At 40.1% G+C, this 24351-nt stretch carries 21 protein-coding genes; 15 read left to right on the top strand and 6 right to left on the bottom strand.

Going from position 1 to position 24351, the window contains the following annotated elements:
- The first annotated feature begins 301 nt into the window (after positions 1-301).
- Both MJO52_RS14005 and MJO52_RS14000 read left to right on the top strand, forming a co-directional pair.
- Positions 302-1585 (top strand): hypothetical protein, encoded by a 1284-nt coding sequence (locus tag MJO52_RS14005; protein ID WP_252082341.1) that lies wholly within the window; start codon positions 302-304, stop codon positions 1583-1585.
- A 1780-nt stretch (positions 1586-3365) separates the two neighbouring features.
- Complete coding sequence (locus MJO52_RS14000; protein WP_252082339.1) at positions 3366-4232, top strand: glycosyltransferase; 867 nt, start codon at positions 3366-3368, stop codon at positions 4230-4232.
- Between the two features lie 635 nt (positions 4233-4867).
- Here the strand turns inward: MJO52_RS14000 and MJO52_RS13995 are convergent.
- Complete coding sequence (locus MJO52_RS13995) at positions 4868-5218, bottom strand: hypothetical protein (protein WP_252082337.1); 351 nt, start codon at positions 5216-5218, stop codon at positions 4868-4870.
- A 39-nt stretch (positions 5219-5257) separates the two neighbouring features.
- Positions 5258-5509 (bottom strand): hypothetical protein, encoded by a 252-nt coding sequence (locus MJO52_RS13990; protein WP_252082336.1) that lies wholly within the window; start codon positions 5507-5509, stop codon positions 5258-5260.
- Between the two features lie 2066 nt (positions 5510-7575).
- On the opposite strand from MJO52_RS13990, the gene MJO52_RS13985 reads away from it, so the two are divergent.
- The gene (locus MJO52_RS13985) at positions 7576-9063 is read left to right on the top strand and encodes an APC family permease (protein ID WP_252082333.1); all 1488 of its coding nucleotides are present in this window, start codon (positions 7576-7578) and stop codon (positions 9061-9063) included.
- A 104-nt stretch (positions 9064-9167) separates the two neighbouring features.
- Here the strand turns inward: MJO52_RS13985 and MJO52_RS13980 are convergent, their stop codons facing one another.
- On the bottom strand, positions 9168-9767 hold the full coding sequence (locus MJO52_RS13980; RefSeq protein WP_252082332.1) for a hypothetical protein: 600 nt from the start codon (positions 9765-9767) through the stop codon (positions 9168-9170).
- Positions 9768-10695: 928 nt separating this feature from the next.
- On the opposite strand from MJO52_RS13980, the gene MJO52_RS13975 reads away from it, so the two are divergent.
- From MJO52_RS13975 to MJO52_RS21310, 3 genes are all read left to right on the top strand, one after another.
- Entirely contained in the window at positions 10696-12114 is a 1419-nt protein-coding gene (locus MJO52_RS13975; RefSeq protein WP_252082329.1) for a lytic polysaccharide monooxygenase, read from the top strand.
- A 169-nt stretch (positions 12115-12283) separates the two neighbouring features.
- Positions 12284-12991: an alpha/beta fold hydrolase gene (locus tag MJO52_RS13970; protein WP_252082326.1), complete on the top strand. Its 708-nt coding sequence runs from the start codon at positions 12284-12286 to the stop codon at positions 12989-12991.
- A gap of 78 nt (positions 12992-13069) precedes the next feature.
- Positions 13070-13294: a GDCCVxC domain-containing (seleno)protein gene (locus tag MJO52_RS21310; protein ID WP_286036969.1), complete on the top strand. Its 225-nt coding sequence runs from the start codon at positions 13070-13072 to the stop codon at positions 13292-13294.
- An 88-nt stretch (positions 13295-13382) separates the two neighbouring features.
- Here the strand turns inward: MJO52_RS21310 and MJO52_RS13965 are convergent, their stop codons facing one another.
- The gene (locus tag MJO52_RS13965; RefSeq protein ID WP_252082324.1) at positions 13383-14543 is read right to left on the bottom strand and encodes a patatin-like phospholipase family protein; all 1161 of its coding nucleotides are present in this window, start codon (positions 14541-14543) and stop codon (positions 13383-13385) included.
- Between the two features lie 462 nt (positions 14544-15005).
- Between MJO52_RS13965 and MJO52_RS13960 the strand changes: the two genes are divergently transcribed.
- Complete coding sequence (locus MJO52_RS13960; protein ID WP_252082323.1) at positions 15006-15488, top strand: hypothetical protein; 483 nt, start codon at positions 15006-15008, stop codon at positions 15486-15488.
- A gap of 243 nt (positions 15489-15731) precedes the next feature.
- A complete protein-coding gene (locus MJO52_RS13955) occupies positions 15732-16061 on the top strand; it encodes a cupin domain-containing protein (protein ID WP_252082321.1) in 330 nt (109 codons plus the stop codon).
- A 24-nt stretch (positions 16062-16085) separates the two neighbouring features.
- Here the strand turns inward: MJO52_RS13955 and MJO52_RS13950 are convergent, their stop codons facing one another.
- Entirely contained in the window at positions 16086-17129 is a 1044-nt protein-coding gene (locus tag MJO52_RS13950) for an alpha/beta hydrolase (protein ID WP_252082319.1), read from the bottom strand.
- A gap of 432 nt (positions 17130-17561) precedes the next feature.
- Here MJO52_RS13950 and MJO52_RS13945 point away from each other — a divergent pair, with 432 nt between their 5' ends.
- The 3 genes from MJO52_RS13945 (at position 17562) to MJO52_RS13935 (ending at position 19499) form a co-directional block, all read left to right on the top strand.
- Entirely contained in the window at positions 17562-18524 is a 963-nt protein-coding gene (locus tag MJO52_RS13945; RefSeq protein ID WP_252082317.1) for a hypothetical protein, read from the top strand.
- A gap of 271 nt (positions 18525-18795) precedes the next feature.
- Positions 18796-19128 (top strand): hypothetical protein, encoded by a 333-nt coding sequence (locus MJO52_RS13940; protein WP_252082315.1) that lies wholly within the window; start codon positions 18796-18798, stop codon positions 19126-19128.
- A gap of 149 nt (positions 19129-19277) precedes the next feature.
- On the top strand, positions 19278-19499 hold the full coding sequence (locus MJO52_RS13935) for a hypothetical protein (protein WP_435583646.1): 222 nt from the start codon (positions 19278-19280) through the stop codon (positions 19497-19499).
- Between the two features lie 289 nt (positions 19500-19788).
- Here MJO52_RS13935 and MJO52_RS13930 read toward each other — a convergent pair whose 3' ends face one another.
- Positions 19789-20691 (bottom strand): EamA family transporter, encoded by a 903-nt coding sequence (locus tag MJO52_RS13930; RefSeq protein ID WP_286036968.1) that lies wholly within the window; start codon positions 20689-20691, stop codon positions 19789-19791.
- Positions 20692-20848: 157 nt separating this feature from the next.
- Here MJO52_RS13930 and MJO52_RS13925 point away from each other — a divergent pair, with 157 nt between their 5' ends.
- From MJO52_RS13925 to MJO52_RS13910, 4 genes are all read left to right on the top strand, one after another.
- A complete protein-coding gene (locus MJO52_RS13925) occupies positions 20849-21061 on the top strand; it encodes a GntR family transcriptional regulator (protein ID WP_252082311.1) in 213 nt (70 codons plus the stop codon).
- A gap of 1 nt (position 21062) precedes the next feature.
- A complete protein-coding gene (locus tag MJO52_RS13920; protein ID WP_252082310.1) occupies positions 21063-22238 on the top strand; it encodes a PLP-dependent aminotransferase family protein in 1176 nt (391 codons plus the stop codon).
- Between the two features lie 197 nt (positions 22239-22435).
- A complete protein-coding gene (locus MJO52_RS13915) occupies positions 22436-23209 on the top strand; it encodes a hypothetical protein (RefSeq protein ID WP_252082308.1) in 774 nt (257 codons plus the stop codon).
- A 396-nt stretch (positions 23210-23605) separates the two neighbouring features.
- On the top strand, positions 23606-24070 hold the full coding sequence (locus MJO52_RS13910; protein ID WP_252082306.1) for a GNAT family N-acetyltransferase: 465 nt from the start codon (positions 23606-23608) through the stop codon (positions 24068-24070).
- The last annotated feature ends 281 nt before the right edge of the window (positions 24071-24351 follow it).

Below are 24351 nucleotides of genomic sequence, written 5' to 3'. Positions count from 1 at the left end.
TGCAGACATTTTGGGATGCGTATTGGCAACTATCTATAACGAAGTTTTATATCGGGTTTTTAAATTACCTTGTCCTTTTGGTAGGCTGAAGCCAAGTTGAGTTTAACTCAATACACGAGAAGTATGAGTTCAGTTTCGTAGATTAATTTCCTGGTTGATGCTAAAAAGTAAAAAAATATTGCAGCTATTAAGTGTGAAATGTATGAAAAAAATCACTCTTCAATACTAAATTTTCTTTGTTATTACCTCCTCTAGGAATTACTTTAGTTAGCATAGACATGCCTTATGGAGATGATATTTTGTGTCCAGTGAAAACCTTTCCAGAGTGTTAGGTGCTCAAGAAGCAATATTCACAGAATTAGCCAGGAGGACCTGTGGAGGTACTTTAGTTATTTCCTTCATTAAAGTTCTTACACCACTAAGCGTTGAGCAATTAAAGTCTGGATTTGCATCGATTCATAAAATTTATCCTCTATTACAAGCACGTGTTGAGTCTGGAGAGCAACTTCGTTGGCGTTGTGATGTGTCATTCGATTCTATCCCTTTCGAAGCTGTGAAATTAGATGGGCCTCTTGATTTTGAAGAGGAGTTTACGCGTAGAGGCGAGGCTGGACTTGATGTTGAAAAATGTACTTATACGCTCTCGTTCTATATAAATTCCCAGGATAAAGTTGACTGGATATCCCTGGTAAGCAGCCATGCAGCCCTGGATGGCCGGTCAGTAATGACTCTTTTTTGTGTTTTAGATATATATTTTAGGGAGCCTGAGACATTTAGATTAGGAAGGCAGCCCTTGTATGAAGCGGTTGAGAGCTACTTTCGCTCCTCCAAATACTTCGCAAGACAGGAGTCATGTAACGCTAAAGATGATTTATTTAAATGGCCAGTTGAAGAGTCAGCCTTTGCTGCAGAGCGTGAGGGGCACGCTATTTATAGACAATTTCCTATGGAGGATCTTTCAAGTATTGTAAAGCAGGGGAAGAGCTACAAAGTTAGGCCTAGTGCACTTTTTTGTGCTGTTGCTATTAAGGCCTCAAAAATTTTACCTAATCATAGGGACTGGATTAAAATTCTCTTACCTTTAGATGTTCGAGATTTATGTGGATCGGAAATCGGTTTAAGCGCAGTGGGTGCATTTTCAGCAGTAACCACTTTAGAAGTAATACCTAATATTGATACTAGTAATATTTGGCAGTTAGCAAGATACTTGCAAGTTGAGCTTGATCGCCAAGCCGCGGAGGGGGAATCATGTAAGTTCGCCTTTCCTAAAAATTATATCCTAGGGGATATTATCGGTTGGGCTCAAGAGTATGAAAATAATAAACCAGTTTTTTCTGAAGGGTTATGTATTTCAAATGTTGGAAGCATGAAAGCTTTGGGCACGCACATGAAATCTTTTGAAATTGTAACAGCTATTCCTTTCCAGACACATGGTGCTCACCCAATATCACTATTAACCTATTCAACGGTTAGGAACTCAGTATTTATTTTCTCTTACTGTTCTCCCCTTACTAAGAAAGATAATGTTTTAAACTTCGCGGAAAAATTTATCAATACGCTTAGGGATCTTGTCAATAACACTTGAATAAATTAAAGTCTACAGTCTGCTCAACTAAAAGAGCTCTGACTGAATAGATCACATTATATTTTACATGTAAAGTAATTTTGAGGAAGTCTGGTTGCTTTATTTAGATTTCTGTCTCTAATAATAATTTGTAACCAAGGTATGGCTTTGCAGGGCTATCTAAGTTTTTAATTCATAATGGTGTATACGAATCATTATGAAAAATTGGTGTAACAAACTCCGAACGGCATAATTCCGGTATTAAAGATTTTTCGAAGGGTTATGGCCATTCGCGAAATACTGCCTATAACCTATGTACCCTTACAATCCCTAAAATATTTTTCAATCTGCTCGAACCTCTACTTGGGTTTTTTGAATGATTTTATTCTGATGGGGTATTGTTTGTCTTCCTGCTGGGGTATGTATGATTTATACATTAAGTCAGATTTGGCGAATCATAGTATAAGTTAAAACTCGAGGGGGAATTTTCCTTCTCAGTTGAATGTTCCCACTTTATAGAAGGAGCTGAAATTTTGGTGTTTACTTATTAACGACCGGGCAGAGAGACGCTACTTGTGTATCCACTGAGAGTTGTATTGGCATTGAATGCATTTTTTAAAATGTTAGGGATTCGGCTTATTGGTATCCGCTTCCACAAAGTAAGTAGAAGAAGCGTGATCCTAAACAATGGAATACAAAAAAATCAGGTATATTGAAGTAAAGTTGGATGTTGATTTATAGGATTCTGGCGGGCTAACACATAGCGCCGATACAATAGCTGCCAATAAGTACGAGATTTAAATTTCAGCATGAGCAGGTAATCCCTGACTAGGCATGTTCTGATTCTACTAGTGTAGAAAAACATGATGAATTAGAATCTATAGAAGTGAAGTGGAACACCGTAAAGAAACCAGGGCGCTTTAAGCGTAAGTAAAGTCGTGTAGGGTAGGCAGGATAAGGAGGGGGGAATGTTGGCACCAAAGTAAGAATTTATTTCGTCATTAAAAAAACTGAGCGCATGCATATATTTTGTTTGTCAGCTTATTGATTGTGGAAAGTCTACAGTCCATGGTGTTAGTTACTTCCCCTAAAAAGTAGATTTTGTACAATACAAAAGAGGGAAATACATGTTATAGCCCGGTTTCGACTAATGAAGTGTAGGCTTTTTATTGCGTGAAATTTAACACTTATTTAGAGGGCGACTACTCATAGGTATGAATGCTAATGTTAAATATGGGTTTCATTACTAATAATAACCGTGGCCTTAGACTCCCTTTGCGTATTAGGGAAAGTTTGATCATGATTACTTAATATTTCATAATAATTGTGATATAAAAAATCAACATCCTCTTGGTATATGCCGGCTTGTCCTTTAAGGGGTAAGAATGTGAACCCCTAAATTCTTGAGATGCAATCTATAGTTGAAAGGCGAAATGTTGGTTTCTGTATTCATGGATATAACACTAGTGAATATCTATAGGTTGTGATCTGAATTGATCTGTGTACAAGCCCGACTCTATTGTAGATCGCTAGTTGTCAAGCTGCATGAATTTCATCTTAAGGAGGCATATATTATGTTTATACTACTGCACAAGTAAGATCCTAATGAATATTATTGTTTAAGAAGTTGACGCCTTGATAATCATTAGGCGTACACGGATGATAGGCGAGAATGGGAGCTTACCCATAAGGCAAATCTCTGAATTACAGCCACAGGGAGGGAGTTAAATTTGCTTAATTATTTTATTGGGCATTATGTAGTGAAAGTGAACTTAATGGTAGCAAGGGAACGATTGATATTATGAAGTCTAGATTTAGCATAATCGCCCCTTGTTATAATAATTCGGGTCTCTTGCGCAACATGCTGAAAGGGTTTTCTGTCCAAAATTATCCAAAAGAAGATTTCGAAGTTATTGTTGTCGATAACAATTCAAGTGATTCAGGTATTTATTCTTGTTATAAGGAATACAAAGACAAGTTGAATTTAACCTTACTTTATCGCCAGATCTTAGATAATACTTTTGCCCTTAATTCTGCTCGAAATTTAGGAGTAAAGATTTCTAAATATGACTGGTGTGTTTTTACAGATAGCGACTGCATTCCATCCTCCAATTACCTAATGCGGGTTAATAATATAATTAATAACAAGGGGAAGAATATCTGTATGACAGGGTTGAGGGAGTTCATTCACTTCAAGGACGTTGAGGTTGATATGATCGACGGCACTGATTTACATCTAAGTGCCTGCCCCAGATTTAAAAGCCCATCGAATTATGGGTTAACAAAAGATAGAAGGATAGGTAAGATAGAAGGCTTACCTGATACGGAGCAACCCTGGGGCCATTTCTATGGTTGTAATATGATCTATAAAAAAGAAGATATTATCAAAGTGGGAATGTTTGACGAATTTTATGATGGTACATGGGGATATGATGATATTGATATGGCTTACAGAATTATCAGTGAATTAAATGTTGAACCAATTTTTGCAGATAAAGCCGTTGTTTATCATCAAGATGAGGTTGCACCGGCTGAGAAAAATGACAAGTCAGTCTCAAAGACTGAAAAGCTAAATAACCCAAACTACCAGTACATTTGCAAGAAAATTAACGGATACTATGAATTTAGTACTCGTGAGTTCAGACGATTTGGATTAACTGATTTTTAATTGGCTGAGATAGTTATAATTCTTCCTGAGATATTTTTATTGGATTCTAGAATTATATCAAAATAGAAATTTACAGGTTCTTAATAAGATATGATTCAAAATATCCGTGAAAAATACGCCTCCAGCCATTAGATGTCCGCCACATTACATTCAAGTGAGAATTGCCTTAAGAAAAAGATTATTTTTTTATGTCAAAGGCCGCTTTATTAGCTGTGGTGTATTATCCAATACCCCTTGTCACATTTATTGATAGTAAAATTCAAAGTATCTCTAGCAATTGCATAGACCGCGATGCACTTATCATCCCCAATAGGCAAGTAACCCAGCATAAAGTCTTCTTTTATCAGCTGGTCAAATTTTTTTCACTCCAAGAGCATCAAGTAAAACCATTCCTTAATAGGCTATATCATATTTCTTTAATAGATGAATCTGCTGGCGGGCAAATTTATTTAGTGTACTGAAGGAAAAGTTAAATCCACAAGCAGTGTTACCGATTCTTTTCTCAATGATGTGTTGTTTAGGTAAATTTTGTGTAAATTTCTGTGTTATTAGTATGTTTACTTTTTTTCTGCCCATTAATTCTGTAAAAGAAACGATGAATTTTCAGTGATATTCTCAAGAGAAGGTTCTTCAGTTCACACTTTAGCTGATATCATTACAATATCGTTAACGTCTCCTTTTGTATTTCTATACCCCTTCAAATGAAAAGGATTTTTTTTAGCCCCCCTGTTGTACAAAATTAGTCCAGTAATGAGAAATAAGGCCTTGAGAAAATCTATTGAGTACTTCAAAAGAGAGCGATTTCTACTCCCATGGTAGAGCCTTTTTAACTTTAAATAATATTTATCGGACCTAGCTTTTTCGCCTTGTAACAGATGTTTTGCACATTTAACAACCAGTAGCCCTGTATACCCTGAGAAGTATTCGTGAATAATAATGAAGTAGGTGCTGTCCTCGCTGAAATGAATGTAAATTGGAATCCTCATCTTTTCTAGGCTCCTATAAACAAAATTTCTACTTGAATTTTAGTTTGCCTGCTTTTGTAATTCTTTTATTTGAGAAAGATAATAAGGCTTAGAGTGAGGAGCAGAGGTTAGCTCAATCAGGTCATAAAGTATGCTCAAGCAACTCGTAATTTCTTCCTTTCCATATTTTTTAAAGCGATAAACCATTAATGTTGTTACAGTGCCGCACCCTTTTAAATACTGCTGCACAAAACTTTTTGGAGTTTTTACTGGAGTAAATAGATTGATCAATATTTTGGTGAAAAGTTGCATTAGATCTCTCTGCGAGTGCGAGCTAATATCTAAGTTATAAGTAAACCATATTTCAAAGCTCTAAATAAGCTTAGTTTGTCATTAGAAGGATTGGAACCTCCTTATAGATCATTATTAAATTTATAACATTCAATGTGGAAAAAATTCTGTGGAGTATTTCATTTAGGTTGTGTGTCAGATATTGTGTTTAAAAAGGTGTCGATAACTCTTATTTCAAAAAGCTATTTCCGCGCTTCTTAAATCTCTTTTAGTTATTTATAATGATATCTTTGATTATTGAGAGCTATTACATAATTTGAAATTGGTTGATCTCACGTAATCACAAAAAATAAGACCGACAATTGAGAGCCGATTCATGTCAAGATTAACAGGTGATCATTAGCAATGATCAAACCTTGCCTTTCTGCGCTTAAAAGAGGCACAAAGCTCACTGATCGGCTAGAAAGCATGTTATGAATTTTTCCCTCCTGAGCCCAATGGAAACGTCTTCTTTTATACTATCCCCATCGAGCACTTGCTGGAAAAGGTACTAACTATAGGAAGAGCAAGGTACTTGTTAAGGGGGTCGATGAAAGTTTCTGGGACAACTTAATCAAAGGTTTCTGTTTGAAATGGGGCATCATTTCCGATTACAGCTTTTCTACAGCAAGAAAATGAGGGCTGAAGTTGGGAGACTATTCGGAGTTAGGATACAAAATAGATGGTAGTAGTCGGCTGCGAAGACATTTTATTACGGGTTACCGTTGACTCATTAGCTGAAGTAAATTTATTGCATCCTAATTCATAATATGCATTGAAGTACAGAAATTGGTCGCCTTGTAAATTCTAAAGTGACTCCCCCCTAACTTTCGACGAGATTATTTAGTGAGTTATGGATTGGATCTTACTTGCCGGCAGAGGAGAAATAGGAAGCAGCACAAGACAGGATGGTGAAAAGCTAAGAAGTTATTAGATAGCTTCGAAGTCTATCTGTTGGTTGGCTATATCGTGTTTATGCTTTTGATAGGAAATCCTCTTCTTCTTCAATAATTTTTTGGGGATGTGCCATTTAGCAATCAAATGTACTGCTTCTGTGCAAGGTTTTACATAATTATTTGTTGGTGTGCCCATTCATCTTAATAAATTTCTCGATAGCTGTAGTTTTAGGGTTTTTAACAATTTTTGAAATCTAATGCTCAACAAAATTAAGGGGTTCTGTTTTTTTGGTTTGTGTGTTTAGGCATTTAACTTCCTTGAAATATTAAGCTAGAAAAGATGTTTGAATGGAAGTTGAATCAATCCTTGATTGATATTAATTGGTTGAAAAATAACTTAATAATTTTTCAGGGGAAACCTTACAATGCTTCACTGTCTTGCATAATCAATTTAAGGTGGTGATCGCACAATTTTTTAAAACAAAAGATAAACTTGTATGCCGATCTATTGAAACAGTTGCAGATAGTTAAATAAATAGTGTTTCATTGCTATATGAGCTGCCAGTTTTTATAGTTTTATAACTATTAAGATGATGGATTTATTTTTGTTGGTGCTTACTTATAGCCTTCAATCCAACGTAGGCCAATGCAGGTGAGTTCCCCAAAAGCTATTTGCTATCAATTGTGACTCTAATGCGCTTGCAATATGTTGTACTGATATAGGGAGCTTAATCAAATATATTTTTCTTTTTAGGTGGGCTAAAGGTAGATAGAAAATATAAATATATTAGTAGATAGAATGACGAATTCTATGCCTTTTGGAGGCATTATACGACGAATGATTTTAATTTTATGTAGGTTAATAGTTAAACAGTATACTAGGTGCTTCAATTGATCGGTATTGAATTTGTTAACCACAGAATATCTAGGATGAATAGTTAAACATTAGGCTTTAAAACTTCTTAGAGGTTATGAACTTGGTAAGTTTATATAAGTTCGTAAGAAAACTATTGGACGCTGTGAACTGTAGAAAAGTAGCTGAAAAAGCTTGTGTGTGTTTTTTAGTCAAGCAGGTGAATAAGAATTACTGATATGCTTCGATTGGTAAAATGGTGATCTACTCAAAATATAAATTATAAAAATCTACCAAATATGCATCATAAGAAGGGTGGTAAGAAAAAAGCGACGTTATTAAGCGCAACATTGCTCAGTGCTACTTGCATGATAGGTTCGGGCTGGCTGTTTAGCGCCCAATTAACGGCTAGATATGCAGGTAACTGGGCATTTATGGCGTGGATACTCGCTGCAGCTTTAGTTTTGATGGTAGGTTTGTGTCTTGCGCGTGTCGTGTCGATTTATCCGGTCCGAGGCGCGCTAGCTCAAGCCTGTGCTTTTTCTTATAACAGTATCTTTGGTATGCCTTTCTCCTTTGCCAATTGGTTTGGCATTCTAATGGTTGTTGCAACGGAGGCTCAGGCTACTACACAGTATCTTTCTTCTGCTATTGGATCTTCTTTATTGATTGAAAGTCATAGTCTTACGATTTGGGGAAAGTTACTTGCCCTTAGCATCTTAGCGCTATATCTACTGATTAATTTTTATGGTATTCGTTGGCTAACTAAAATCAATAATATTGTAACTGTACTCAAGATTTTTACTCCACTATTTGCTCTGACAGTATTACTCATTGTAGTTTTTGCCCGAAATCACATAGGCTCAAATTTTTCTCTTCCTTCCAGTCAGGAGTTTGAGTTCCATAGTGCCTTTTCAGCCATTATTGGTGCAGGTTTGATCTATTCCTACAATGGATTTCAAGTAAGTGTTGCTTTTGCTAGTGAAATCAAAAATCCTAAACGCAATATCCCTTTGGCTATAACACTATCGATAGTAATCATTACTTTGGTTTATTTGTCATTGCAGTTTGCTTTTATGGAGGCCGTTCCACATCAGGTGTTGATAGAGAATGGTGGCTGGCAGGGGTTGAATTTTGCTTCACCACTGTTAGATCTAGCCACTCTGCTTGGCCTGCACTTTTTGGCTTTAATATTACTTGCAGATAGTATCACTAGCCCCTCAGCTTCTGGATATACGTACCTTGGAGCTTCATCAAGGATTTTATTTGCGATGGCCAAGGTAGGGCAAATGCCTCGCTGGCTAGCGGTGCTAGATCCTGTCCACAATATTTCCAGACGATCCATTCTAGTTAACTGGGTATTGGCAGCTATTGTTTTGGCTAATGCGGATAGTTGGGCAGCACTTATGGTAATAGTAACAGGGTACCATATTGTTAGTTATATGGCAGCGCCTATCAGTATGGGAGCACTTGAGCCTAGCACTCGTTGGTTTGGGCTGATAGTTTTTATCTTACTGGGTTTATTAATGCAGACATTACAGTCTTCTTCGCTGCTTTTAGTATGTGCATCTTTATCAGTTTTGGTCTCTATATATGCAGGACTTCATATAACAAAAGCTGGTTTTCATAAGCTAATTATATTTACTTTTCCATTTTTGGCATACTTATGGAGCTTGTACTTTATATCAAATGCTTGGTTGATAATAAGCGCATCTGCAGCTTTTTATCTGTTGATATCTTCGCGTTATTATGTTGAATTCTGCAAAAGTTATAAGGCAAGAGATTGAGGGTAAAAGATATTCTCATAAAGTGGGCATCTTCATAAAAAATGGGTCTGAAAGGTTTGACCTGGCAGCAGTGTTGAGATATCTGCCAGGTCAAATTTTGAAGGTCAAAACATTGAATTAATCATCTTATTGGCTTTCGAGTTGCCTGAACCATGATTGAGATCATCCCAGGTTACTCTTCCGCTGGCGAGATCTAACTTAACACCCTGATGTCCAACATAATTTCCACCTTGACGTAAAGTCATCTCAGTGAAAACTCCCTGGGTAGTGAAATTAAATCTTTCCATATTCGTAATGTTAAAATTAACATCAAACATGCGATTAAATTCCAACACGCCACGTACGGTATCAACTAACACTCGTGTGTGTGTCAAGCTAGATCCATTTCCAAGCATGGTTTGATGTGAAGAGCTACCATTGAGTGATACGCCACCAAAAACCCATCCCCGCCACTTTCTTCCCGGTGCAATAGGGCAGACTGCTGCCATTATCTCAAGGGCATCATTTCTTACCTGCGGAGCTTGCATTGATCCTGAAAAATGAGCGACTACACCAATCTTTCTAGGGGCGCCGCTATAGAGTACTAGCCCTACACAGGAACCATAACCATCAGAACGCAGCTCTCCTGCATTGGTGCCTGTCACCCAGGTACATTCCGGTCTGAATCGATAAGCAGCATAATTACCACCTAGCTGAACTGCCATAACATTGCCTCCATATCGGATAATTATCAATTATATGACTGTTTGGTCATTGCCAATATAACCGTACATCACGCGGTGACCTTGATCAATATCAGTTAATTACAAATTGAAAGAGAAGTATTGCTTGGGATTTTACTGGTGAGCTCTTTCAGTTTTTAAGGTGGAGATCATGTCCTTCCTGTTCGAAAGTATAGGCGTGTGGTTTCTGTTAGTGGTTTTGGGTTCTTCACTTGGAAGGCAGACAGAGTTCTCAGAGTGCAATTGACGTTATATAGCTCTATTTATTTACACTTGTAGACTTTCAACTATGCATAAATGCGCTTGCTCTGCTTTTATTTTATTTCCCGGTTAGAATTGAACCGAAGTAGAGTTGGGAAATATCTTTTTGTGCGCGGTTTGCCTGTTAGCCATCAGGATTTATTGTGCTTGTGGTTAGAAGATAACTATTGATGGGCCTCCTCAATCGGACATCTTACAGCGTAATTGTGCAGCAAATGTGGAAAACGTGGCTACTGATCCTTGTTTTTTATTGGCTTGTTTTTGGGCGCCAAAAATCTGGCCGTAATTGTCGTTAGTGTTCATTAATTTTATCAAGGCATTGTGAATTCGAATCATAATTTTAGTTTTATATGCTCTCTTGGTTTTTTTAAGTAGTTTTATATTGCTTTTACTGAATTGTTGTGAGAGCAGGGTTCTATTTTCAATCTAAATGGCTTTTTGCTTGGTTTTTAGGAACCGTGTTAATCAATGGCGGTCCATAGCTTTGTCGCTAACGCTACTTCTGAAGTAAAACCTGCTTCGGTAAGTGAAGGATCTAGCTTAACTGGGGAAGGACGTCGGACAAGATTGAATAACAGGCAAAGATATGATTTACCGAAAAACCAAATTAGCTTCTGTATTTAAAAAACCTTTTTTTAGTCATACGTTAATGGCTGTAGTTTTAACCGGAATTAGCTCTAATGTACTTGGCCATGGTTATGTAGAAGCTGCTGGTGGCGGGGTTGCATCCGCACGTGGGACACTATGTAAATATCCTCTCGACTCTGGAGAAATGAATATAAACTGCGGTGCAGTTCAGTGGGAACCACAAAGTGTAGAGGGTAATGAAGGCTTCCCGGAAAGTGGACCCGCAGATGGGCAGATTGCCAGTGCGGGGAATAGCTCTTGGTCAGAGCTAAATGAACAGTCTTCTGATCGCTGGGTTAAGAATTATATCAGTTCTGGTTGGCAAACCTTTAAATGGCACTTTACTGCGAATCATGTAAGCAGAGATTGGAAATACTATATTACCAAAGAAAACTGGAATCCTAACGCGTCGTTAACCCGTGATCAGTTTGATCTTGATCCCTTCTGTGAAGTGGATGGAAACTATGAGCAACCTCCAACAAATATGACACATGAGTGTCAGGTTCCAGATCGTGAGGGTTACCATGTCATCCTCGCTGTTTGGGATGTTGGTGATACAGTGAATGCTTTTTATAACGTCATCGATGTTGAGTTTGATGGTGATAATGTTACCAACACTGCGTGGAGTGCTGTAGGCACAATTAATCCAACACAAGACTTAAATATTGGAGACAAAGTATATACCCGTGTGTTTGATAGCTCCGGAGAAAATAGCTCTTATTCTACACTTCTGGAGATTATGTCAAGTGAGCAAGGGATCGCAGAAAATTGGTCTCACGACTTGGCTGAATTGATTAACCGAGAGCAAACCAGTATAAGAGCTGGTGATTATGATGGTAGCAGCAGCTTTGAACCCTTGTACGGTATTAATAGTATTTATCTGCTAGAAAATAGTGGCCTGAGAAACGTTGAGATTGGGTACGAACTTAGTGCTGATCAGGGGGATGGTACTTCAGATACCAATGACAACGATTCAGATGATACTGGAAACACCGAAGGTAGTGGGAATACTGGGACTACCTCTTGTGCAGTATTTGAGCAGCCCTACGCTGGTGATCCGGGTTACGCGATTGGGGATATCGTTATTTTTGATGGTATCGCTTACGAATCCAAACACGAGCCCAATTGGTGGTCTCCAAGCTCGGCGCCAGCACTTTGGATTGAAACGACTTGTCAAACGGTAGGGGGTGAATCAAACAGCGATTCTGATACGGGATCAGGCAATACTTCCTCTAATAACAATTCTGATGACAATACCAGCACAGAGGGCGACACGGCAGCTTCCTGCCCGGAATTTCAGCAGCCTTACGCAGGCGATGAGGCCTATCAGTCTGGTGATCGTGTAACTTTTGAGGGCCAGGTATATACTTCCACCTACGGGCCAAACTGGTGGTCTCCCACTGCTGCACCCCAATACTGGGAGCAGAGCTCATGTCAGTAACATAAACATTCTCAACCGCTTCCATATAATGAGAGGGAGGCGGTTGAATATAGGTGGCCCATTTCCTTAGTATTGACAGCATGAAATACTGCTTTCCAAGTCATTTCTTACCAGCCTCTTTGGCCGGTTATTACATGTAAATTCATTACGTACATAAAGGTGGCAACCGATGGCAACCTTCGTTTTGGTACATGGCGCTTGGCAGGGAGGTTGGTGTTGGCGGCGGGTTGAGGATCGCTTGCGTAATTTTGGCCATTTAGTATTTGCTCCCACATTAACAGGTCTAGGAGAGAGAGTTCACCTTTTAAATGATAAGATTGACCTGGACACACATATTCAGGATGTTCTTGGTGTCATTGAATCGGAAGAACTCTCTAACATCATTTTATGTGGTCATAGCTATGGGGGAATGGTCATTACCAGTGTTGCTGATAAGGTACCCAGTACTGTCAGCACCCTTGTATATCTTGATGCTTTGGTACCGGAGAGCGGGCTATGCACTTTAGAACTCTTACCTAAGGAAATAGGTTCTACCTTACTTGAAAGTGCGAGATCTACAGATAAAGGCTTTCTGGTAGCCCCAGATCAGGCTAAAAACTTTGGAGTAAATATTCATGATCAGGCCTGGGTTAATAGGCGCAGTGTAGACCAGCCCCTCAAGACCTTTGAGCAACCAATCTTTTTAGAGGGGGCTTGGAAACTAATTCCTGATCGCATTTATATCTATGCAACAGGGTGGGCTCCGGGAATTGGTAAGCCATTTTATGAAATAGCACAGCGGGATAGCGGATGGCAGTCCAACTCTATTCAATGTGGACATGATGTAATGATTGATAAGCCTGAGGAATTAACGCAGATGCTAATAGATTGTATTTAAATATCGTTATCAGGTTACTGCTTTAGAAACTCTGGACTTGTTTTTATAACCTAAGTCACAAATGTTAAAGGGATTGATATGATAAGAAGTGCACAGGTTTTAACTTCCAGGATCACCTGCCCTTTATGTGGTCATGATCATACGGAAACTATGCCGATTGATGCCTGCCAATGGTTCTATCAGTGCAAGAGTTGTGGAGAGCTATTAAGCCCCAAGAAAGGCGATTGCTGTGTATTTTGCTCTTATGGAACGGTTGCATGCCCACCGGTTCAAAAAGATGGAAAATCCTGTTGCTCCTCGTAAGGGGCAGCCATAATTTTAGTGGTAAGAAAATATAAATAGGTAGGCTGTTGGCTCAAGCGGGGTCGAAAGTATAGGCGTTTAGCCCATTCTATTCTGATCTCTCCTTTAGGTGTTCAATGGCTTGATCAATTTCCGGCTTATTTTCTTCTATTAATCTATCTGCATGAATTTTTAATGAATCGATTGATTCGTAGTCAAAAATTCCGACTTTGGGATTGTTTACTTTTACGTTTAAGTAGTCAAATTCTATCCTCCCTTTTGGAGATAATAATTTTGCAATTCTTAGAGCGTAGAGCTGCTGCGTATCCATAGATCGTTGTACATCTGTGATGATGTCAGGAAACCATTGCAGTCGCCCCCAGTTTTTTATGTCTTGATAACTATCCTTTGCGCTACGCAGAGGCGGGGTGCCCGATCCCATTATAAGTATGTAAAAATTTTTATTTGGGTATTTTTCAACAATGTCCAGTAATATCATGCTGGTCGGATCATTTTCTGATACCGCGGCATCTGCAAAATATCGATGACTGAGGTCCCTGCTTGATGTTATAAAGTCTACAGGAGGGAATACCCCTTCCGCACTGGATGCAGCAACCACTAGCTGATAGACACTGTTTGAAGGGAGTTCAGCAATTTCTTCACCATAATTTTTAAAAAGATGTACCCTTCCAGTGTAGATGTCAAGAGAAGGCATAATGACTGGTTTTTCTAAATCAGTAAATTTTAAGTTTTCTGAGTAATGAAATTTTAAAACTTGATGGAGTCGATCTCCCATGAACCTCGGTGAAAACATTCCAGCTCCAGTCAATATTTTATGATACCAGGGTGTTGAGAATAAATATTTACTTTCAGATTTGTAAAGTTTTATCAGTAGGTCTATTTTTGAGCCGTAGTCACCATATTGTTCACGTAGTTGTTTCATAGGAATGTTGATTCCTGTAGCAATAATAGCTCCGGTGGATACTCCACTGAAAACATCAAATATTTCATTTATAGGCTTGCCTACTTGACGTTCAATATATTGAAGAACATATAGTGGGATAAGACCTCGAACCCCTCCACCATCCAAAATTAGGATGTTGATGGTTTCTTTATCCTTGAGGGGGGCTTCATAGATAATGGCTTCTTCAGTAATCGGTATCCTATGGAACTTTGTTTTTTCAGTAAAGCGATGATTGTAGATATAAATTGTGATGCCAATTGTGGCTAACAATAGAAGTATAATGGGTGTAAGTTGCCAGGTCTTCATTGTGTCACCCAAGTAGCCTGCCGACAATTCAGGCATAATTTGAGCAATAATATTTATTTCCAAGTGGCTTTTAGTGAAGTTTTTGATTTAATTTTTATTTTTCTTATTTATAAATTATATTGTTGGTAGGGTTGCTGGTGTTTTGATCGGAGTGGCTGAGATGGCTATTCCCTGTGGAATTCTATCGAAATGCATATATTGCAGAAGAGTATATAATCTGGTTGGTCTTGTGATATCTACATAGTCAATATTCTGACTGTCTGTTAGCGTTTTGCACAGGTATTGAGAATAACTACCTTTCAAAAAGATGATGTTTAGGATAACCTCCTAGACTCACTGTATTCTGCTGATCGAATTATGACTTATGCTAAGATAGAGTCATTATAGATGTGTACCGAACCCTAGATATAGACCCACTGGTTTTGTAAAGAATTCTAAGCTGTGAGCTCTAGGCTAATAATTATGTTTAAATATTTTTTTGTGGCCCTTTTGTTGTTGATTTTGGCTTCATGTGGCAGGCCCGAGTCACTTTCAATTGAATCTGGGGGGGAAGCTAGGCTTGGTACTGAAGAGGTCGTTGAGGGGACGCTGGAGCAGGAAAAACAATTACAGGACATTGTTAGTTCCACTGAGCTATCTAAAGATGATATTTCAAGTGTAGAAGATCACACTGAAACTCCTGATAACCAACATGGCCCTCAAAGCGATCTCGCCACTGAAAAAAGCTCTAGGCCGATAGATATCAGTGCAGCTTTCGAGAAGGGCGTATCTTCAGTTGAGAAGTATGATTTCTCCAGAAAAAGCACATTGCCTAATCTTTTTGAGACGCAGCAAAAGGCTGAGAATGTCTCTTTTAGTGGTAAGCTAATAAACGATCCTGAAAATCCTGATTACCTTCAGTCATTGGAGGGGGTGGAATTCTCAATAGAAATTAAAACACGATAGAATAAAATAGAAAGGCAATTCGCTGCATCTAAGGTGGTTGCTGTAATATATCAATATAATTGGTTCTCTAGTGTCTGTTTGAGTTTTGCCTCTCTTTGATTAACTATTTTTTCTCTATAGGTTAGATGCAGCCGCTAATGTCTTGTGTTATTTTATTTCGGATAGTGCGCTCTTTATCTTCCTGGTCTAATATTTTATTTGCAGGAGCGGGGCTCAAAGTTTAATACAAGGAGTGTATCCAGAATGTCAGGAAGTTATCCAGATAGAATTAAGCAGCTACCTATTTATGATGGTCGGTTTGATGCCTACAAGTTGGAGGCAAAAGGAGGTGATGTCCTTTTTGCATCATATCCGGCGGGCACTGTTATTCCAGATCATACGCATGCGACTGATAATTATGGGGTGATTACGAAAGGCGAGTTGATACTGAGTATGAATGGTGATGTTCAGCGCTTTGGAATTGGCGATTGGTACTATGTTCCGGCAAATACTGAACATGCTGCCTCATTTGAAGAGGATACAGATGAAATCGAGTTTTGGTTTCAAGCTAAAGATAAAGAAAAAAGCCTTTAACTTCCCCAGCAAAATTTATTAAGTTTAAACGGATTGAATAACCCGAATACGGTCATCCATGGCTCTAATGGAGATTGGGATTGTAGGTGTAAATACCTCCCAAGCGTGATTAACGCCTGGACGCAAGTGGAACTCAGTACTTACCTCGTCATTGGCGAGTAAGCGTGCATATTCAATATTTTCATTGCGGAAAATGTCCAATTCCCCAATTTCAATATATGCGGAGGGCAATCCTTTCGCGTTTTTTAAGTGAGCTGGAGCGGCAACAGCGGTTACTTTACTTGTACCCATTGTTTCTCCGAGATAAGCCTGCCAAGCGGTAAGGTTGTCATCATTAGTCCAAAGTACATAGGGAGCCAGCTTTGGGTCCTCAACAGTATTCCGGTCATCAAGCATTGGATATATAAGAATTTGTTTTGCTAAAGAAGGGCCATTCCTGTCCCTTGATAAGATGGTCAGTGCCGCAGACAGCCCTCCGCCAGCGCTATCGCCCATAACAGCTAACCTGTTGGGGTCTACTTGCAGCAATTTGGCATTCTTATGTAGCCAGCACAATGCCGAGTAACAATCCTCAATGGGGGTTGGATAAGGATATTCTGGCGCTTTGCGATAATCCACTGAGAGAAATGGCACGCCACTCTTTGAGACATAGTTTGCGACTAATCGGTCGTATATTCCTACATCATTGAAGATCAAGCCCCCACCATGTAAGTAGAGTACCGCTGACCCCGGCGTTGAGTTTTGTTTACAGTACCATCGCAATAAGATACTGGATTCATCGGGCAGCTTTACCAGAAAATCTTCTATTGATACATCGGTTGGCATGGGATGGGTTTGAAATACCTCTCTGAGAACATGCTCACCAACCTCACGTCTTGTGGCCACATCACCTACTGCTATTGGCTCTATGGATTCCAGTAAAGCCCTAAATTTCTCGATTGCTTGGCTGAATTGACTGTCAACGGTATAGGCCATGATTTTTCCGTATCTTGTGGCTTGGTACTGACGGTAGGGTATTTCTATTGGAAAAGGTTGGACGCTTATAGCTTCGTCTATTTTTTCAACCATGTGTTGGAAATGCTGCCTGAATCCAGTGTTGCCTCGGGATAACATTCATCCAGATGGGACGTTCAGAAGTAAAAGTGAAACTTTACAGTCATACCTAAATGATAGCGTTCAGCGCTAATTTATTTGTGCCTATTGTGAAAATTTATGAAAAATAGCTTTATAGATTGACTGTGAGCAGCTACTAGGTGTGTGAAGTAATAGTTAAAAAATAAGAAAGATCCAGAGTGATAATTTTCAAATTACTTCTCAATCCTCATATCTAAAAATGTGTACGCATTATGGAATGGTTAAGTAACGTTAAGGATTCACTTTTACTGCGATCTTTTAGGGTAATTTTCCTATTGAAACGCCAGCGCTACTCAACCCCCGAAAAACTGGAGAGACACTCTGTATTTTGTGTTTTCACTATCAAACATCTGTCAGGGATAAATATTGCTAAGAATAATTAACTCGTTATCTATTTTTTTACTGGGAATCTCAGTATCGATGATGGCTGCTGGAGAAATTGATTCAGGGGATGCTAAGGTGCATCGGTTGGATTTGCAGGGACAAATTGATACTAGGGCACCGTTGTCAAAAACGCTGTGGGCAGGGGCACATAATGCCTATGCTTCTTTCCAGTGGGATCAGGGAGTATATACCGATGTTAATCAATGGTATGCCCCTGAGAAGCTGTTCCATCGTGGTATCCGCCTAGTGGAGTACGATACCTACCCTTCATCCACGTTTAGTTCTACTCCACACATATGTCATATGGGACTTGAAGAGGCCATTATGTGCATATACATGGTAGGCACAGCGGCAACTCTCGGGGATGGTTTTGATGAGATCACGGATTTTCTTGAGGATAATCAGGATGAAGTGTTATTTATAAAATTCGAAGCTTATGATTCAGATTATCATCAGAATTTTAGGAACAAAATTGGTGAAATGATTGAGAGTCGCCTGGGGGGCTATGTTTTCAAGCCAACTGACTGGGGTTACGCGGAAGGGGATTGTGCTTCATTGCCAGTGCAAACTTTAAGCAAGCAAGATGTGCTGGATGCAGGGCGAAACATTATTCTTTTTACTCAGGTACCTAGAGGATATCCACACACAGGGGGTAATAATCTTTGCGATTATCACGATGAATCCAAAACAAGCAAGTATTTAAGGAATGTCTGGATTGGCGTGGATGAAATGGATACTGCTGGCAATCTAACCTCCAATGAACCTTTGGCTCAAAATTCCATCCATTTGACAGCGGATTCTGATGGTAATAGCAGCGCTACCACCCACTATAAAAATGGCAATTTCAGCGTCGCACTGGATGCGACTACGGAGTACAGTAAGAACGATATCAAAATTTATGGTGATACCGTCCAAAAAAAGCACAGGCAGGTTACCAGCGGATAGAGTTGGCTTTGGTTGAAGCCAATGCAACAAACATTGGAGCATCCAAAGCTCCACAAATTGAAGATTACCTTTGGTCTTGGCGAGATGACTCACCGGGTACCGAGCACAGTTGTAGTTGGCTAACTAATGATGGGGAGATTATAGATTATGATTGCTCTATGATCCGTGTATTTCGTGTGTAGATGCTAATAGAAATTGGCACATCAGGGAGTCCACCGGTGCCTGGGCAGATGGCTATAGCGCTTGTGCTGCAGAGGGCTATCAATACGGTATGCCCTATAATATGCTTGAAAGTGCTGAACTCTATGCTGAAAGAAATGCTAAGGGCATAACAACTTCGGTTTGGGTAAATTATTATATGGTATTTGGGGATTTTTGGCTTGCCAGCCAGGATGCTTACTCTGATTATGGTTACCTCAAAAAGGATGCGATTGGTGGCACTAGTGGTGCTCCATTTGATTCCATCGATTTAATCAAGCGTAAACTGCTTGGTAGCGGCACTATGAATTTGAAATCGATGCAAATTCGCTCTGGAAGTCGTATTGATGGGTTAAAGGCTTGTTATGAATTCCAGCAGGCATGTCAGCCATGCAAATGCGAGTGATCATGAACTTTGCATTGAGTATGGTGACGGAGATGGTGGCTCAATGGGCTCTGTCCTTAGTATTGACTCCGCCAGTGGTGAATACTCGATGATGTTAAAATCTGCTGGGATGATGAAAAGTACAGTTCCGGTAGTATTTATTATTAAAACTGACTTCCAGTACAGGGGAGACAGTTTCAGGTGGCATGCAGCAGGGTTCGTGTAAGAGCTATTCTTCTACCTCTACCCAGCAGATATTTGCTTTCCATGGGCGCCAAGGGGATGAAGTTATTGCTTTGGGTGTGCACAAGCTTTCCAATTCTTTGATCAATGCTGGCTATTACGCAACGGAATGGCTCAATAATGACAACCACCTCCTCTGGTGGCATTGACTACGAAAGCTTTAATGAACACAAAGCGGCAGGTAATATCTCACAATACCTGTGACGTGAAAGATGTCGTTAATGTTGTTGCTCGCTTGGCTGATTCCAAACTGGATTACAGGTTTACAGGAGAGAGTATATTGGTGGGGAATCTCGGTTCTAATTATCGTTTCTTCTGTTCAACAGAGAATTGTAGTGATTACGAGGTAAAATACTTCTTTACTACGCCTTCTTGTTTGCCCTAGGTGGCGGAGGTGAGGGCGGGTTGGGAGGCCCAATCCGCAATTACTCTAAAACCTTATTGAATATTTATGGTCACATTTGCTTGCTTCTTTTTGCTCAATTTCACTTTATCCCACTTTATGACTCCCGCAATGAGCCCAGAAATGATCAATAAGCTTGAACAGATTTTCACTATCCCCAGAGGCTCTTGATAAACAAGCCAGCTAGCTAGGAGACCAAAAATTGGTACCAGTAAGGTAAGAGGAGCGATAGTCGATAAAGGGTAAGTGACAACCAAACGATTCCAAATCCAATAGCCTAGTAAGGTGGTGGGCCAAGCCTGAAATAGAATTGAGGCTAGGGTAAGCTTATCAATTTTAATAAGGTTGTTTAAAACCTCTTTACCTTCCAGAGCCAACGCAAGAACCAGTAAAGGGATGGGAGCAAACAGAAGGCTCCAAACAATAAAAGCGAAAACCTCCTTGGTATTGGCCGCTTTGACAATCAGACCACTGATACCCCAGCAAGTTGCTGCCAGAATCACTAGCACCACCCCGAGGGGGCTGACACTGCCATCCTCAATAAGGAAAGCAATCCATAATCCTAAGATTGCCAGGCTGGCTCCCAATATTTTTTGTGCACTGACCGTCTCTTTAAGGATCAGCCAGCCAAGTAATACGCTAATAGCTGCATTGAGCTGGAGCAGCAGTGATGCCATACCTGGAGAGAGCCCAGCAGTAAGTGAGCAAGTAGCAAGTCCCCAGATACCTGTGCCAAAGACAAAGCTATAGCTGAGGATATAGCGCCAGGCAACGGGCGGCTTGGGAATAAAGAAAATGGCCGGTATTGCTGCAAGAGTGAAGCGCAGCGCGGTAACTAGTAGTGGATTGAGATTTGTCGTACTCACTTTAATGGCAATAAAGTTGACTCCCCAAATAGCCATCACGAAAATTCCAAGGCTCAAATCTTTGTATCTCATAACTACTGTCCCATTGATATCGGGATAGTTTCTGTGCATTCTGAGGTTAGGGACAGATACAGATTTCAATTAAAAAAAGTATACAGTTTGTTACTTTCTGCCCAATAAGGGGCTGGAAGGTTAATTGAGTTTGGGGAGTATGATGCGGTACAAGAAAATGGCTGATCATTTAGTGGAAGATATTCGCCAGGGAAAGGTGCAGCCAGGACAAAAGCTTCCTTCTCTACGTCAGCTTGCTAGGGTGAATGAGGTTAGCCTGACTACCGCATTGAATTGTTATCGTTATCTGGAGGAGACGGGATGGATTCAGGCTTTACCGCAGTCAGGTTTTTTATGTAAGAAAACCTTTGGATGTTTCTGGGTCTCCTGAGATGCCCGCTTTTTCTTGCCAGACTACGACACCGATTGCGGATCATTTCTTTCATTCGGAGGAGCCAGGCCCACTGGGAATAACTCAGTTATCTGTAGAGTTGCAGCCTGTTTCTAAGTTAGAGCGAAGCTTACGTCGCGCTTCACGTAGCCAGGGGAGCCGGGTGTGTCTTTATCCTAATGTGCAAGGAGAATTGCCTTTGCGTCGTTCTCTCAGTGAGCACTTTGGCGCTTCGGGTTTCCATTTCCAAGCTTCTGATCTGGTGATAACCAATGGCTGTCTTGATGCTGTACGTACAGCACTGGAAGTAACGACAAAACCTGGGGATGCAGTAGCGGTCAGCTCTCCTTGCTATAGCGGTTTACTTCAGCTCCTCGAGGGAATGGGGCGGACTGTCGTAGAGATACCATCCACAATGGATGGTTTAGATTTGCGACAGATGGAGTTACAGATGCAAAAAGGCGGTGTTCGGGCTGGGCTTTTTAGCTCTAGCCATATGAACCCAACCGGTATTAGTCTCTGTGTCGAACAGAAACAGCAGCTGGCTGGGTTAGCGAATAAATACCGAATCCCGATTATCGAGGACGACGTCTACCATGAGTTAGATCACCGGGGAGCCCCTCCACTCCCTGCATACCATTGGGATACCGGGGGATACTTATTATGGTGTGGATCTATATCAAAAACACTGAGTGCTGGTTATCGACTGGGTTGGTGTTTGCCTGGACGATATTTAAATGATTACAGTCAGCAACGTCAACTCGAGAGCTTGGGGGTAAATTCACCACTCCAATTGAGCTTGGCTGATTTTATCAGTAGTGGGCAATATGCTAAGCACCTGGCGACATTGAGACCCCTGTTGCGGGAGCAAGTTGATCAGTATCTTAATTTCCTGACCGACCATCTCATCCCAAAGGTGCGGATTAGCATGCCAACAGGAGGATTGGTTTTATGGCTTCAAGTTCCCGGGTTAAATGAGGATGAATTCGCGATTCTTTTAAAGAGGCAACTCTTGGATATCCGAACCGGAGTATGCTTTAGTACCTTGAATTACTATAAAGACTGCTTGAGGATTAATTGTGGTTTTCCATTGAGGGATAATAATGGTGAGTATTCCCAGGCAAAAAAACAGCTGGAGCAGTTGGTCGAACTGATCAATCGAAGTGTTGCTGCATAAGCTATACAGCTTAGTCCGGAAGGCATCCGTAAGTTTATTGTTATGTGCCTGCACCAAGTAGCTACTGACTTCAGAGGGATCAACTTTAGTTAGCAATGGCTGCTCTGTCACCATATTACAAAAATGTTTCATTCGATGGCTTCCCTTTGCTAGAATCCGCGACGATTTTGAGAGAGTAAGTTCATGGAGGATTTCGAATGAAAACCATTGCATCCTTATCTGTAGTAGTTATGGCTGTTGCTGCTGCTATTCCTGCACAGGCCAACGCAACGTTTGATTTGCCGAATTTTAGCCAATGCTCCGAGGCTGCGACTCAGAGCAATACAAATGACCGTGAGGTGTATCGCATTTTTTCAGATTTCTACTATGAAATTGAAGATAAGCGCGAGTATGCCGTTACCGCGGTGAAAAACTGGGCAAAAAACTTTGCCTCTAGCTGTATCACTTCGACCACTCAAATCACATTAGATGATGTACAGTGTGATGATTTTATCGGTGGTGCGCCAGTTTGCCGTATAGAAAGTGATGAAGGTGACTATGTTGTTGTAAAAGACTACGTTGATTCCACCAATGTAGTCCTTTCCAAGCATGACCAGCAAAACTGGCCTGCAGTTCACACCTCTAATGACATGGACATGCTGTGGATGGCCAATCCTGCGAAGTGTTACTCAGACCTTCTAAAGTCTGGTGTGGATTCCCAGGCGTATTACCTGGATGCCTATAATTACCGTTACTTTGGTGATTATCGATTTGTGTTGGCTAGAACTACACGTGATCTGGTGCAAAATCTGGCGGGACAATCTAATCAATGTGCCTATGAAACGATAGGTATTGAAGCCAATAAAATGGAGTGTTCTGAGACCTCTGGCGGTACTAAAATATGTGCTTCCAGGCATACCAATGCAGGTTATTTCGTATTTGTTAGTGATGACAACCACGGAATGCATGTGGTATTTAATCGCTGGGACTGATAAGTATTGATGGTTGTGAAAGCTCCTCAAGTGGGAGCTTTTTTTTGTGTCTTTGTGATATTTCCCTGTTTTACTTGGCTCAATAAGATAGACTTTTTGTTCTCCAATACGCTTAACTGTCCCTGGCCCCATTTCAAAGTATTCTCTAACTTTTTAAGCTGAGGGAATAAATAAATTGGTTTCAGCTACTCAGTATGAAGGTAATTCCTGAGAAGCTTTGGTTACCGTCTTTCCCCTTGTTCTGAAAAATACTCCTTTCGCTGATCATTGATTTTAGGGGCAGTATTTGTTTCCCCTTGCTATAAGTGCTTTTGGCTGATAGCCTGAAAATGTGATCACATTTAATAGCCTTTGAAGGTTCTTTTTTTTTGGTAAATAAATTCAGGGAGTAGAAGTATGCAGGGAGAAATAATAACTGCCACGCCAAAGCATGCCGATATAGTAGCGTATCTAGTTGCCAAACTATTAATGGCTTTGGTGGGGCATAAGCGTGAAATCAAACCTGATCAACTCATTGAGGTAAGTAACAAGCTGCTGGTAAGGGAGAGTGCTTATAATGCTTTTCTTTATAGAGTTGAGGGTGAGATTGTTGCTGTTATTACAGTTTCCAGGTCTGCAGCTATTTATGCTGGAGGGTATTATGGCGTAATTGAAGAGTTTTACGTAGAACCTGAATACCGAAGTCAGTCGATTGGTAAAAAAATGCTGGACCGAGTGGTTCAGTTTGCAAGAGAGCAGGGGTGGCCACGTTTGGAGGTGAGTACACCAGAGAAAGACAAGTGGAGCAGGACGGTAGATTTTTATCGTCGGGAAGGATTTTCAGATAACTCTAATGGGGAGAGGTTGAAGCTGGAATTATAGTCCTTATTTTTCTGTAAAGTTAGGTACCTTCTGCATGTCTATTTTCCTTGCGGTTTTTATTGATTGTATCGGGCCCTATATAGGCTGAGAAATCGATGTGTATTAAGGTGGGAAGGTTTATATTAATTCGCTCTCATCCTTTAAATTTAGGACTTTGTAAGGGTGCCTCAACAAGCTTTCTGCAAATAATACTTCTATAACATTGATCGTTGAGAGTGGACGGGGAATATATGCTATGCCGATTAATGTAAATATTTGTTTGGTGGTGAAAAACTCCCTGT

This window comes from Microbulbifer variabilis (genome assembly GCF_023716485.1).
GTDB lineage: Bacteria > Pseudomonadota > Gammaproteobacteria > Pseudomonadales > Cellvibrionaceae > Microbulbifer > Microbulbifer variabilis_B.
Note: the sequence above shows the minus strand (reverse complement) of the source record. Positions and strands in the feature narration are given on the sequence as shown.

Excerpts from the sequence above, each read along its gene's own strand:
- MJO52_RS13955 (WP_252082321.1), top strand. The coding sequence starts at position 15,732 with ATGTCAGGAAGTTATCCAGATAGAATTAAGCAGCTACCTATTTATGAT.
- MJO52_RS13960 (WP_252082323.1), top strand. The coding sequence starts at position 15,006 with ATGTTTAAATATTTTTTTGTGGCCCTTTTGTTGTTGATTTTGGCTTCA.
- MJO52_RS13940 (WP_252082315.1), top strand. The coding sequence starts at position 18,796 with ATGCCCTATAATATGCTTGAAAGTGCTGAACTCTATGCTGAAAGAAAT.
- MJO52_RS13930 (WP_286036968.1), bottom strand. The coding sequence starts at position 20,691 with ATGAGATACAAAGATTTGAGCCTTGGAATTTTCGTGATGGCTATTTGG.
- MJO52_RS13965 (WP_252082324.1), bottom strand. The coding sequence starts at position 14,543 with ATGAAGACCTGGCAACTTACACCCATTATACTTCTATTGTTAGCCACA.
- MJO52_RS13915 (WP_252082308.1), top strand. The coding sequence starts at position 22,436 with ATGAAAACCATTGCATCCTTATCTGTAGTAGTTATGGCTGTTGCTGCT.
- MJO52_RS13925 (WP_252082311.1), top strand. The coding sequence starts at position 20,849 with ATGGCTGATCATTTAGTGGAAGATATTCGCCAGGGAAAGGTGCAGCCA.
- MJO52_RS13985 (WP_252082333.1), top strand. The coding sequence starts at position 7,576 with ATGCATCATAAGAAGGGTGGTAAGAAAAAAGCGACGTTATTAAGCGCA.
- MJO52_RS21310 (WP_286036969.1), top strand. The coding sequence starts at position 13,070 with ATGATAAGAAGTGCACAGGTTTTAACTTCCAGGATCACCTGCCCTTTA.
- MJO52_RS14000 (WP_252082339.1), top strand. The coding sequence starts at position 3,366 with ATGAAGTCTAGATTTAGCATAATCGCCCCTTGTTATAATAATTCGGGT.
- MJO52_RS13920 (WP_252082310.1), top strand. The coding sequence starts at position 21,063 with ATGCCCGCTTTTTCTTGCCAGACTACGACACCGATTGCGGATCATTTC.
- MJO52_RS13970 (WP_252082326.1), top strand. The coding sequence starts at position 12,284 with ATGGCAACCTTCGTTTTGGTACATGGCGCTTGGCAGGGAGGTTGGTGT.
- MJO52_RS13980 (WP_252082332.1), bottom strand. The coding sequence starts at position 9,767 with ATGGCAGTTCAGCTAGGTGGTAATTATGCTGCTTATCGATTCAGACCG.
- MJO52_RS13910 (WP_252082306.1), top strand. The coding sequence starts at position 23,606 with ATGCAGGGAGAAATAATAACTGCCACGCCAAAGCATGCCGATATAGTA.
- MJO52_RS13950 (WP_252082319.1), bottom strand. The coding sequence starts at position 17,129 with ATGGTTGAAAAAATAGACGAAGCTATAAGCGTCCAACCTTTTCCAATA.
- MJO52_RS13975 (WP_252082329.1), top strand. The coding sequence starts at position 10,696 with ATGGCTGTAGTTTTAACCGGAATTAGCTCTAATGTACTTGGCCATGGT.
- MJO52_RS13990 (WP_252082336.1), bottom strand. The coding sequence starts at position 5,509 with ATGCAACTTTTCACCAAAATATTGATCAATCTATTTACTCCAGTAAAA.
- MJO52_RS13995 (WP_252082337.1), bottom strand. The coding sequence starts at position 5,218 with ATGAGGATTCCAATTTACATTCATTTCAGCGAGGACAGCACCTACTTC.